Here is a 12,874-nt window from a genome sequence, read left to right as displayed (position 1 = left end):
ATCTATCACGTGTGATCTCTCGCGTTAGTGTGATCACACTAACGCGAGAGATTTTGTGTGATCACACTAATGACGTACGTACAAACCACTCGCGAATGATATGGATCTACGGATACGAAGAAGGGCTCTTCCTATTGGAAGAGCCCTTCTTGTCGTTGTCGTCAGTCGTGACGTACCGTCGTCGATCAGTCGTCACCAAGCGTGAGATGCACGCCGCCGACGAGCGAACTCACCACGTTGTACAGGAACGCGCCGATGGTGGCGAGTACGGTGACCAATACGATTTCGAAGATCGAGAAGATCGTCACAGCGCTCAGCACCTTGCCGATGCCGAAAAAGCTGGCGATGTCGAGACCACCGCTGTCAAGACCGGTGGTGGAAACGATCTGCGTGATGTTGTCGAACAGACCGATGGAGTTGAGCAGCAGCCAGATCAGCGCGACGGCGATCACCTGGATCAGGGCGCCGGCGATGGACAGCAGGAACGACACCTTGGTGACCGACCACGGATCGACCTTGGTGAGGGACAGCTTCATGCGACGGGCGCGGGGAACGCTGGACTTGCGCTCGGACTTGGCCGGACGGCTCGCAGGCTTGAATGCCGCGGGAGCGGGTTCGACGACGCCCTCATGCTCGACTGCCTGCTCCTCGCTGATCAGCGGCTTGGGGGAGGATGCCGCGGAACGGGACGTACGATGCCCCGGCTGCACCGGCTGAGCCTCGGCCGCGTTCTCCTGCGGCACTGACTGTTCGTCGCTCATTGAATCTCCTTCAACAATTCAGGAATCGCACCGTCACAACGCTTGATCGATGCTGTATCGATGCTGTCTGCTGCCCCGAGGTTACCAGCCTTTTGGGACGTGGAATCCGGGACGCTCATGTTTTATTGCGGTTTTATCACGGTGATGGTTGTCGCAACGAAATCGTGGGCTTTCTCCGGCAGATGACCATCATGCGGAGGAAGCCCACGGAATTCGTCGATCAGCCCTCGGGCTGAGACTGCTCAGGCTGAGACTCGGGCTGAGACTGCGGCACCGCAGTCTCAGCACCCTCCGTCTCGTCCTCGTCCTTCTCCTCGTTGCGCGCGATGGAGATGATCTCGTCGCCCTTGTCGGGCTTGGCGAGGGTCACGCCCTGCGTATTGCGTCCGGTGCGCTTCACCTCGGCCACATCGGAACGGATCACCTTGCCGGACTTCATGATGGCCATGATCTGATCGTCCTCGGCGACCACAACCGCGCCCACGAGCGAACCGCGGCCCTCGGCCAGCTGCATGGCCTTCACGCCGAAGCCATTACGACCCTGCAGACGGTATTCACTGATCGCGGTGCGCTTGGCGAAGCCCTCGTCGGTCACCACGAGCAGGTCCTTGTCGGTGTCGCCGGACACCACGTCCATGGCGAGCAGACTGTCGCCGTCACGGAATTTCATGCCCTGCACGCCGGCGGTCTGGCGACCCATGGGTCGCAGCTGCTCGTCGTCGGCCTTGAACTTGAGGCTCATGCCCTTGCGGGAGACGAGGATGATGTCGTCGGTCGCATTGCACAGGTTGGCGCCCACGAGTTCGTCGGTTTCGGTCGTGCCGTCCTCGTTCTCGCTTTCCATCAGACGGATGGCGATCAGACCGCCCTGACGTGGCGAATCGTAGTCCGCCAGACGGGTCTTCTTCACCTTGCCGCTGCGCGTGGCAAGCACCAGGTAGTCGGCCACCTCGTAGTTCGGGATGGACAGTACCTGCTGGATCTTCTCGTCGGGTGCAAGCTGCAGCAGGTTGGCCACGTGCGATCCCTTGGAGTCGCGCGAGCCCTCCGGCACCTCATAGCCCTTGATACGGTACACGCGGCCGGCGTTCGTGAAGAACAGCAGCCAGTTGTGCGTGCTGGTGAGGAAGAAGTGGTCCACCACGTCGTTCTCGCGCAGCTTGGCACCCTTGATGCCCTTGCCGCCGCGATGCTGGGCGCGGTATTCGTCGGCCTTGGTGCGCTTGATGTAGCCGGAGTGCGTGACCGTGACGACCACGTTCTCCTCGGCGATCAGGTCTTCCATGTTCACCTCGCCGCTGAACGGGAGGATCTTGGTACGACGTTCGTCACCGTACTTGTCGACGATCTCGTCGAGCTCGTCGCCCACGATCTGACGCTGACGTTCCGGCTTGGCGAGAATGTCGTTGTAATCGGCGATCTTGCGCATGAGTTCCTCATGCTCGTCGATGATCTTCTGCGCCTCCATGTTGGCCAGTCGGATCAGCTGCATGGACAGGATCGCGTCGGCCTGCACCTGATCGATGTCGAGGAACTCCATCAACTTCGGACGGGCATCCTCACGTCCCTGGCTGGAACGGATGAGTCGGATGACCTCCTCGATCGCGTCGAGCGCCTTGAGCAGACCCTGCAGGATGTGATCGCGCTCCTCGGCCTCACGCTTGAGATAGCGGGTACGGCGTTCGATCACTTCGAGCTGGTGGCTCACCCAGTGGCGGATGAACGCGTCGAGCGAGAGCGTACGCGGCACGCCGTCGACCAGCGCGAGCATGTTCGCACCGAACGTCTGCTGCAGCTGCGAGTGCTTGTACAGGTTGTTGAGCACGACCTTCGGCACGGCGTCGCGCTTGAGCACGAGCACGAGTCGCTGACCGGTACGGCCGGACGTCTCGTCGCGCATGTCGGCGATGCCCTGGATCTTGCCATCGCGCACACCTTCGCGGATGGACGCGGCCAGACGATCCGGGTTCACCTGATACGGCAGCTCGGTGACCACCAGGCACATGCGGCCCTTGATCTCCTCGGTGTTCACCACGGCACGCATGGTGATCAGACCACGGCCGGTGCGGTACGCCTGCTCGATGCCCTTATGGCCGAGGATCGTGGCGCCGGTGGGGAAGTCCGGTCCCTTGATGATGCCGATGAGCGCGTTGAGCAGCTCCTCGCGGGTGGCTTCGGGATGATCGAGCGTCCAGTGCACGGCCTCGCCCAGCTCGCGCATGTTGTGCGGCGGGATGTTGGTGGCCATACCGACGGCGATGCCGGACGATCCGTTGGCGAGCAGGTTCGGGAATCGTGCGGGCAGCACGGTCGGCTCCTGCGTACGACCGTCGTAGTTGGGGACGAAGTCCACGGTGTCCTTGTCGATGTCGCGCACCATCTCCATGGCGAGCGGCATCATGCGGCACTCCGTATAACGCATTGCAGCGGGCGGATCGTCACCGGCCGAACCGAAGTTTCCCTGTCCGTCGACGAGGGTGTATCGCATGGACCACGGCTGTGCCATGCGCACGAGTGAATCGTAGATAGCGGCGTCGCCGTGCGGGTGGTAGTTACCCATGACGTCGGCGACGGGTCGCGCGCACTTGGAGTAGCCACGATCGGGACGGTAACCGCCGTCATACATCGCGTACACGATACGACGATGCACGGGCTTCATGCCGTCGCGCACGTCCGGCAGTGCACGTTCTACGATCACGGAGATGGCGTAGTCGAGGTACGACTGACGCATCTCCTGCTGGATGTCGGTGTGCTGGATGCGGTTTTCGTCGAGCTCCAGCTTCTCGCCGGCCTGCGGGCTGGTGGGTTCGAGCGAGTGCTCCGCGCGCTCGTCGTTCTGCTCAGGCTCGTTGCCGTTGCTATTGGTTTCGTCTGCCAATGATGGTTCCTTTTGTTATTGGCTCCCTGTGATGGGGGATGTGGTGACTGTGGAGTAGAGGGCGTGACTCATGCCCGGAATCCCGCAGTCGTTCAGGAGCTTGGTCTTGCTGAGCGCTTCGTGGGAAGTGCTCGGGACGCCAGGCTGAATGTCCACTGGACATTCAGCTTCTTCCGGCGTCTACGTTCGTTTTATCGACGCCCGTCACGCGTCGATGCAGCGCTGTCTGTTCATCTCCGCTCACGCGTCGATGCAGCGCTGTCTATTCATCTCCGCTCACGCGTCGATGAAACGAACGTCCTTTGCATTGCGCTGGATGAACAGGCGGCGCGGTTCCACGTCGTCGCCCATGAGCATGGAGAATGTCTCGTCGGCGGCGGCCGCGTCTTCGATGTGGATCTGCTTGAGGATGCGGTGCTCGGGGTCCATGGTCGTCTCCCACAGCTCCTGATACGTCATCTCGCCCAGACCCTTGTAGCGCTGGATGCCTTCGCCCTTGGGCAGCTGGCGTCCCGCGGCCTTGCCTGCGGCGAGCTTGGCGTCACGCTCGGCGTCGGTGTACACGTAGTCGTGATCGCCGCGCGTCCACTTGAGTCGGTAGAGCGGCGGCATGGCCACGTACACGTATCCAGCGGTGATCATCGGGCGCATGTAGCGGAAGAACAGCGTCAGGTTCAGCGTGGCGATGTGCGCGCCGTCGACATCGGCATCGGCCATGATGATGACCTTGTGGTAGCGCACCTTGCTCAGGTCGAAGTCCTCGCCGTAGCCGCCACCCACCGCGGTGATCAGCGATTCGATGGTGTCGGACTTCATGATGCGGTCGATCGACGCACGCTCGGTGTTGAGGATCTTGCCTCGCAGCGGCAGGATGGCCTGCGTCTCCGGGTTGCGCCCCTGAATGGCGGAACCGCCTGCGGAATCACCCTCGACGATGAACAGCTCGCATTCCTCCGGGTTGTTCGACTGGCAGTCCTTGAGCTTGTCCGGCATACCGGCGGTTTCGAAGATGGACTTGCGTCGCGTGGATTCGCGGGCCTTCTTGGCGGCGATTCGGGCGCGGGACGCCTCGATGCCCTTCTGGATGATCATCTTGGCGCCGGCGGGATTGGCATCGAACCAGTCGCCGAGCTTGTCGGTCATCACACGCTGCACGAACGCCTTGGCCTCGGAGTTGCCGAGCTTGGTCTTGGTCTGGCCTTCGAACTGCGGGGTGGTGAGCTTCACGGACACCACGGCGGTCAGTCCTTCACGCACGTCGTCGCCGGACAGGTTCTCGTCCTTGTCCTTGAGGATGTTCTTCTCGCGGGCGTAGCGATTCACCAGCGTGGTGAGCGCGGCGCGGAAGCCTTCCTCGTGGGTGCCGCCTTCGGTGGTGGAGATGGTGTTCGCGAAGGTGTGCACGGATTCGGAGTAGGCGCTCGTCCACTGCATGGCGATTTCGGCGGAGATGCCGAGTTTCAGGTCCTCCGCGGCGAAGTCGATCACGTCGTCGACCACGGGCGTGGCCTTCTTCGACTTGACCATGTACTCCACGTAGTCCTTGATGCCGTTGACATACTGGTAGGTCACGCTCTGGTGACGTTCCTCGGCCGGGGTGTCGGAGTCCTCGCCGGTCACTTCGTCGCCGGCCTGGTCCACGGTGCGCAGATCGGTGAGTGAGATCTTCAGACCCTTGTTGAGGAAGGCCATCTGCTGGAAGCGGGAACGCAGCGTCTCGAAGTCGTATTCGGTCGTTTCGAAGATCGCCGGATCCGCCCAGAACGTCACGGACGTGCCGGTGTGCTCGTCGGGGCCCATGGGAGCGCCCTGCTTGAGTCGTCCCTGCGGCTTCTGGTCGATGTACGTCTGAGCCCAGTGGAAGCCCTGTCGGCGCACTTCCACGTCCACGCGGGTGGACAGTGCGTTGACGACGGAGATGCCCACGCCGTGCAGACCGCCGGAGACCGCGTATCCGCCACCGCCGAACTTGCCGCCGGCGTGCAGCTTGGTCATCACCGTTTCGACGCCGGAGATGCCTTCGCCGGGAACGATGTCGACCGGGATACCTCGGCCGTCGTCGACCACGCGGATGCCGTTGTCCGGCAGAATGCTCACTTCGATATGCGTGGCGTAGCCGGCGAGCGCCTCGTCGACGGAGTTGTCGACGATCTCGTACACAAGATGATGCAGTCCTCGCGGTCCGGTGGAGCCGATGTACATACCGGGACGGATGCGTACTGCTTCAAGGCCTTCGAGCACCTTGAGGTCGCTGGCGTCGTAGTGCTGGGGCGCAAGCGAATCGTCGAGCTGTCCGTTCTTGATATCGGCTTCGCTGATCTCGTCCGCAGCATCGCCGGCGGGATTGTCAATGTTCTGCGCAGCGTCCGACTGGACGCCGTCGTTGGTTTCTTCGGGCGAATCCTGGGTCTGGTCTGCCACCAACTGTCCTTTCCAACTAGCCCTGACGCACAAGGGCCCATTCTCACGTTTTCCACAGGTTTTGAGGCTTCCCCTAAGGGCACCATGCCCAAAATCTCGAAATATGGGGCCATACGCGCGTTTTACATACTGAGATTAGGGTACTACCATCTCCGGACCCTCGCCCGTATATACCCCAATATCCGCCCACCCTTCACTTCCCGCCTCAGCATCCGGACTCACGGGGGAACGCGCCACCCGGCTAAGCGCGGTCACATCGCATCTTCGACTTCGAAGGGCAAACGCCCTATCTCACCGACTTCGACTTTCGCACATAGCGTTCTGCAGCAATGCAGATACAACCAATGATGGCAACACAGCAGCCGACGGCAACAGCTACAGCAGCAGCTCTGCCTTGCGTCCTCACTGAACCGTTCTCCGACTGCGGAGACGCTGAAATCCGGGGACTCTTCGCCGATTCCAAAAACATGCTCGAATGCACCTTCAACAGGATTCCAGATTTCATCGGATCGGTATAGTCATTGGGTTGAGTGCCATCGCCTCCGGCTCCGGTGAACAGTAGATACAGACTTCCATCCGAGGAAAACATCGCTTGGAATTCTTTCTGCGGTGAGTTGTCATCGGGAAAACTGAAGACTTCGACGGATGATGATTTCTGCTGGTCTGCTGTTGCATCGATACTGACCGATTGAACAAGTAGCTTTACTGCATGTGTCTTCTGGTCCAAGAAGGTGTCGGTGACATAGATCGTGGCTCCATCGGGAGATATAAAATCTCCATGCTGATAACGCGTAGAGTAGGTCGCATCGTCGGTTTTGGTGTCGAGCACTCGAGAGATGCTGTTGTTCTCGGTGAACATCAATGCATTATCCTGACCAGATAGTTCCAGTCCATCGATTTTTTCACCATTTGGTGCTGTATAAATCTGAGATGCCGTGTTCTCTATCGTATTGACCGCAATGATGGATTTTTTATCTCTGGACAACACATATATTGTTTTGCGATCCTCTGTAATCTCAGGTCTTGATGAGGCTACGTCAAATGACAGATCGCTAATTGAGCCATCTGCAGTGTTTATTGATATCAGTTTGCCCTGGTTGATCTCTCCGGGATCAGTATCCAATGAGGCAAAGTAGTGACTGGAATCAGGGGATACTGCGTATCCTTTCACGCCGCCTATGCTGTGAGGATATTCAAGACGATGTTTGGCAATGACGGTTCTCTTCGCTATGTCATATTCCTGCATTTGCCATTGACCTGCACCGTCCGTACCGATAGTAAACAGCCGTGAGCCATCCGAAGACAAGTCGAACATCCCTGTGTCTCTTCCCAAAACGGAGGACAGGTCTTGCACTTCAAATGTCCGGGTGTCGATCGCGACAATACGGAGCGCTGCATCATCCGAGCATAAAGTGAACATGGTGTTCCCGTCCGAGGTGAAAACGGGTGATTGAATTCGTATATAGGAATTATTATCTGCAGGTGTGTGAATAATATGACGAATGGACATGTCCTCGGTATTAATCGCGCAAATGGTACTTCCTCGCGTGAACACATATGCGGTTTTCCCATCTGGGCTGAGCGTGAGATTGATGGAATCCGAGCTCAGGCAGGATGGATCATGAATGGATAGCGTTTTCTGAGTTGCGACTTGAGTCTGGGGGGGGGTTGAAGCGTTCACCGGAAGGGCGGGCGCGATGCCGAGAATGACTGCCATAAGCATCATCACATATATAAGGATGCGAATCCCGCGTTTATCATTGATCATCGCGTCCACCTTTCGTGAACCGGCATGCCATCACTATCGAATACTATCAACGTCGATAGTTACTACAATGCCCCCACATCAGAGGCATTTCGTAATATAAAAAAGATGTACATAAGCATTACCGTCTGATATTGGCTCTACGTAAATGACGGTACACAGTTATGCTCGCACAGCCGAAGATGACGATCGCGATAGTCGTCACAATGGCAAAGACGGCCGCTCGTCGATCTTCGGAATGGTCGGCAACGACAACTTCAGGCGGTGTCGTTGCCGACGCCGGCATGCGAACGGCCATCAGATATCCTGGCTCATTCGCATCTGCATAACCGGCATGGGTTACTGCATGATCGCTGACGAATACCTGATAAATAGTTTTTCCGTCAGAGGAAATCTCATATGATCCTAATTGATATTGCTGTGAATACTGAGGATGATGAGGAACAGTCACCGACTGTACTGTCGGCTGTGAATTCGTGGATAAAATCATGGTTTTTATTGTGTAAGCTTGCTCATCATCCGGTAGGGAAACCCCATATGCAAAATCTCCTTTCTTGCTTAACGCAGTTAGGTACTCATCTGTATTGGCTAATGTTGCTTCAGTGACGGTATTGATGATTCTTGTATTTGACTTGATGACGTTTCCACTACCGTCACGAATCGATTCATTGATGAGGAGGTGATTGCCGTCTTTCGAAGCCGACAGATGCGTTACGGAATGTTGTTCCTGTATCAGCGGAGTCACTTTTTTGCTGTCGGTATGTATTGCAACAATATTATCCTTTCCTGAAACAAAGAGGGTGCTATGATCGGCGGTTTCAGCGGAAATCAAATAGCTTCGATCATGTAATTCAGCAACGTCATTGAATGCTCCGGTAGAGGTATCTATGGATTTCAACCATGCAGTTCCCTGTTTTTCGGTTTCTTGAATATATAAATTCCTTCCGCTGGGTGAGAGTGATTGTATGACCGGGTTGTGGCCCCGCAAGAGTATGGGTTGAGTACTTGTGCCATCATCTGTTGCTATAGTACGTAGCTCTGGAATAGTGAAGTCCTCCGGCCATCCCTCGAGCACGACGAGAGTTTTGCCGTCTTGTGAAAGTTTAAAGTGCCCACCCCCAGATAGCGGATATGTGCGAGAAATGGTGAGCGTTGTCGTGTTGATTGCCGCTATGGCCTCATTCCGATCATCGGCCTTATAGAGGCTATATAGGGTTGTCCCGTCAGGGGAAAAGACAGGATGACTCCAATAATCTCCTGCATTAGGGCCGGGGAGGGTTACAATATCTCGGATCTGCATGGACTGCGTGTCAATAACACATATGGTATTACCTGCCCCGCCAATACCGGTGAACACGTAGATAGTTTTCTCATCCGGAGATAATTCCAATTGGTCCGGATAAGAAATAATGCAATTCGGATTATCCAATACCTGAGCATTCGCGGGGATGGGTGATTTGCTGGACGTTTCCGCAAATGCCAGGGAGGATGAGGAGAAGAATACGAGAATGCTGAGAAGAATGGCAATATATGATTTGCACTTTCTCGCACAGCGGTTTGCGACCATATTCTTCTCCATATAATGCATCCGACCGGAGACACTAGTATTCTACCTCTATCTAAATCAGGTGAAAGAATTTGAGCTCCGGATTCGACTTGTCTTCGATGCAATGTCAACACATTCTTCGGGATCGTCCGCGGGGAGGCCATTGGCCGGTGAGACGGTCGTTGGAGCCGTGACGGACGATGTCGGCGCGAGGACCGGTGACGACGATGCGATCTTCTCCCTGAGCTGCGGAATCATGAGATGTGGACGACAATGGTCACGCACGGCGATGCCTGCGGCACACCGCGTATAGCATTGAAAACTTCCGTGATCGGCACGGCGCCCGGAAGAGCTCACCGTCCAGCGTCCTTGTCCGTCATGAACTGGCTGACATCAGGCATGACGAACATGGCCTCCATACGGTCGACCACCTCGCCCACGTCGATTATGGCCAACTCCAGCGCCATCACACACTTCCCGTAACCGACATCGCAAACCTGACCACCTGGATGAGTCTGTTGGTCAACTCTTACGACTATTACGAACTATTGTCAGTTTTGTCAGGAATTGATAGGATAGTGTCAACGTAAGGAGAAACCATGACTGCCGTACTTGAGATGCCCCAGTCTAAGGGAACGACGATTCCGCGTGGAGACAGAGCTCTTGTCAACGCCGATGGTGACGTTGTGGAGCTGAACGCCGAAGCATACGAGGCCGCGCTGAACGCTGCTCTTGGCGTCATGGGTCAGCGTCGTATGATCACGACTGGCGAGGCTGCGAAACTGCTGAATTGCTCGGCCCGTACAGTGGCACGCATCCTCGATTCCGGCCGACTCCCGTTCACCCGCAACGGTGCCACCGGTCGTCGCATGGTGGATGTGACCGACGTGATGGACTATCAGCGGCGTGAGCGCGAGCGTATGGAGCAGTCCTTGTCATCGATGCGCCGCGCGGCTATGGAGATGGGTCTGTATGACGAAGATGATGCGGCCTACGTTGCCAATTTCGACTGACGCATCGGAGATCGTATCGTGACGAAACTCGTCGTATTGCTTGATGCCAACATCTTCCCGGCGGTCTGGCTGCTGGACATCATGCTCACGCTGGATGAGCGGCAGGTAATCGATGCCGTATGGTCCGAGCGCATACTGGAGGAGGCACGCCGTGCGCTGATCGAACGCCGCGGACGCACGCCGGAACAGGTGGATCGTCTGCTGTCGTTCATTACGCCAATGAATCCCACCCATTGCGTCTATGGCTGGAGCCGCCTTGAATCAGCAATTGAACTGCCGGATCCGGATGACCGGCATGTGCTCGCCGCCGCTCTGGTGGCCGACGCCGATTACATTGTCACCTATAATCTCAAGGACTTCCCGGACGCAGACCTTGCACGATACGCGGTGAAGGCCGTTCATCCCGATGAGTTCCTAAGCGCGATGCTGGAACGTGACCAGGAGAGCATCATGAACGCGATGCATGCTGTCGTTGCCAGCAAAGACAATCCGCCGCGGACTATGAGTGAGGAACTGGAACATCTACGCAGGTGCGTCTCAATGGGTTCGCCGACGGTATGGAGCAGGTGATTCGATAAGTCGACTGCACCGGCAACGTCGGTGGGACGGGGAGCGCTCTCGAACCATTACCCCTATCAGGATCGACCGCGGGGACGCCACTGGCCGGTGAGACGGTCGTTGGAGCCATGACGAACGGTGTCGGCACGGGGGCCGGTGACGACGATACGGTCGATCGGCATACCCTCCAACCGCGACGCGATCTTCTCCTTAAGCTGCGGAATCATGTACGTGAGCTGCGTGGCCCATACCGGGGACTCCGCACGAATGGTGAGCACGCCACGCTCGTACGAGGCGACGCTCGTATGCCGTGCGATGCCGGCACCCACCACTTGGTCCCAGTGCCGACCGAGCTGCGCGATCATGAGATGCGGACGCCAATGGTCACGCACTGCGATGCCGGCCAGCACCGATCCGAGTGTGTTCGGGTCGCGGCCGGGTTTACCGAAATTCATCCACGCTTCGTAGGCGCGTTCCTTGCGCTTGGCAATGCCTGCGGCACGCTGCGTATAGCGTTCAAAGATCTCGGATTCCAGACGCCGCGGATCGAGTTTGAGGATCTCCGCGATCGGCGCGGTACTCGACGCACTCACTGCTCATCGTCCTTGTTCGGCATGAACTGGCTGACATCAGGCACGGCGAACAGGGCCTCCATGCGGTCCGCCACCTCACCCACGTCGATCATGGCGACCGGTCCGGCGTCCCCGTTTTCCAAGCCATCCGGCAGATCGCCACGCGCGGCCATGGTAATGAGCACCTGACTCTGTTTCCCAGCAAAATCAACGATCTGACGACGTCGGGATTCGTCGAGCTGCGCGAATACATCGTCAAGAATCAGGATGGGCGTCGTCCCTCGTTCGGCGGACAGCGTTTCGAATACGGCCATGCGCAGGGCGAGGGCGAGCGTCCACATTTCGCCGTTTGACGCATATTCGCGTGCCGGCATGCCGTTGAGTTCCACGATCAGATCGTCACGATGCGGTCCGATCAGATTCCGTCCCTGTGCCACTTCACCGGGGTAAATGCGCTGGAAGTGCCGGCTGATCGCCGCATGCACCTGCATGTCAAGATCAGGAGTTGCGGTTGCCGCCGACTCCGACGACGACGTTTCCTGCATCAGTGCCTGCGGCACGCTGAGCACCTCCTCGAACGAGGGCGCATAGATCATGCGTACCTGATTGCGGTCGCCTGCCAGTTGCCGATAGATACGCGAGAACGGCTCGCTCAGCCGCTCCACCACCTGCCGACGCAGTCTGGTGAGTGCCATGCCCGATTCGATGAACTGCCCCGTCCAGATCTCCAATCCGCTCAACGCCGCATCCACGGGTCGTCCCGCCATCTGCTGCTGACTGAGCTGGCGCAGCAGGGTGGACCGTTGCTTGGCGGTCTGATTGAACCGTTGCAGCGTCTCGTAGTAGTCGAAACGCAGCTGGCTGGCCGCCTGATTGAGGAAGGCACGCCGCGTGGCGGGATCCGCGGAGATCAGGCGCTGATCCTCGGGTGAGAAGGTGACCGACGGAACCTTGCCCACTACGTCGCGCATGTACAGCGATTTGCCGGAGTTGATCCGCGCACGGTTTGCGCCGCGGGCCGGAATCGACACCTCGTACGTGGTGATCGTCCCGTCATCGTCCACGTTCGCACGGATCACGGCGGTCTTCTCACCGGCCTTGACCAGAGGTATCGAGCTCGAAGCTCGGTGACTGCCTCCGGTGGACAGAACCTCGATAGCCTCCACGATGTTCGTCTTGCCCAGGCCATTGGCACCGAACAGCACGTTCAGCCCGGGCGCGAAGTCGAGCATGAGCTGATGCCAGGAACGGTAGTCATCCAACACCAAACGAGAAACGAACATGAGAAATGTTACCTTTTTGCATATTTGGTTGGTTTGATCGGGTGTGATCGAATGTTACATGTCACACTCAATCACAC

9 protein-coding genes are annotated in these 12,874 nt (G+C 57.8%); 2 read left to right on the top strand and 7 right to left on the bottom strand.

Annotated features, from left to right (window positions below):
• Nucleotides 1-185 precede the first annotated feature (185 nt).
• The 5 genes from EP30_RS06975 to EP30_RS06955 all read right to left on the bottom strand — a co-directional run bounded on the left by EP30_RS06975 (nucleotide 186) and on the right by EP30_RS06955 (nucleotide 9,392).
• A complete protein-coding gene (locus EP30_RS06975; protein ID WP_140557275.1) occupies nucleotides 186-761 on the bottom strand; it encodes a DUF3566 domain-containing protein in 576 nt (191 codons plus the stop codon).
• Between the two features lie 220 nt (nucleotides 762-981).
• Nucleotides 982-3,639 (bottom strand): DNA gyrase subunit A, encoded by a 2,658-nt coding sequence (gene gyrA / locus EP30_RS06970; RefSeq protein ID WP_140557273.1) that lies wholly within the window; start codon nucleotides 3,637-3,639, stop codon nucleotides 982-984.
• Between the two features lie 276 nt (nucleotides 3,640-3,915).
• Nucleotides 3,916-5,991: a DNA topoisomerase (ATP-hydrolyzing) subunit B gene (gyrB, locus tag EP30_RS06965; RefSeq protein WP_308810407.1), complete on the bottom strand. Its 2,076-nt coding sequence runs from the start codon at nucleotides 5,989-5,991 to the stop codon at nucleotides 3,916-3,918.
• A gap of 355 nt (nucleotides 5,992-6,346) precedes the next feature.
• Nucleotides 6,347-7,828 carry a WD40 repeat domain-containing protein gene (locus tag EP30_RS06960; RefSeq protein WP_140557268.1) on the bottom strand — a complete coding sequence of 494 codons (1,482 nt, stop codon included), beginning with the start codon at nucleotides 7,826-7,828 and terminating at the stop codon, nucleotides 6,347-6,349.
• Nucleotides 7,829-7,946: 118 nt separating this feature from the next.
• On the bottom strand, nucleotides 7,947-9,392 hold the full coding sequence (locus tag EP30_RS06955; protein ID WP_140557266.1) for a hypothetical protein: 1,446 nt from the start codon (nucleotides 9,390-9,392) through the stop codon (nucleotides 7,947-7,949).
• Between the two features lie 578 nt (nucleotides 9,393-9,970).
• Here EP30_RS06955 and EP30_RS06950 point away from each other — a divergent pair.
• On the top strand, nucleotides 9,971-10,384 hold the full coding sequence (locus tag EP30_RS06950) for a helix-turn-helix domain-containing protein (protein WP_094664726.1): 414 nt from the start codon (nucleotides 9,971-9,973) through the stop codon (nucleotides 10,382-10,384).
• An 18-nt stretch (nucleotides 10,385-10,402) separates the two neighbouring features.
• Nucleotides 10,403-10,954 (top strand): PIN domain-containing protein, encoded by a 552-nt coding sequence (locus EP30_RS06945; RefSeq protein WP_140557264.1) that lies wholly within the window; start codon nucleotides 10,403-10,405, stop codon nucleotides 10,952-10,954.
• Between the two features lie 65 nt (nucleotides 10,955-11,019).
• Here the strand turns inward: EP30_RS06945 and EP30_RS06940 are convergent, their stop codons facing one another.
• Nucleotides 11,020-11,535 (bottom strand): DUF721 domain-containing protein, encoded by a 516-nt coding sequence (locus tag EP30_RS06940; protein WP_140557262.1) that lies wholly within the window; start codon nucleotides 11,533-11,535, stop codon nucleotides 11,020-11,022.
• Complete coding sequence (gene recF, locus EP30_RS06935) at nucleotides 11,532-12,797, bottom strand: DNA replication/repair protein RecF (RefSeq protein ID WP_140557259.1); 1,266 nt, start codon at nucleotides 12,795-12,797, stop codon at nucleotides 11,532-11,534. The genes EP30_RS06940 and recF overlap by 4 nt, the downstream gene beginning before the upstream one ends.
• Nucleotides 12,798-12,874: the final 77 nt, after the last annotated feature.

This window comes from Bifidobacterium sp. UTCIF-39 (assembly GCF_006408715.1).
GTDB lineage: Bacteria > Actinomycetota > Actinomycetes > Actinomycetales > Bifidobacteriaceae > Galliscardovia > Galliscardovia tissieri.
Note: the sequence above shows the minus strand (reverse complement) of the source record. Positions and strands in the feature narration are given on the sequence as shown.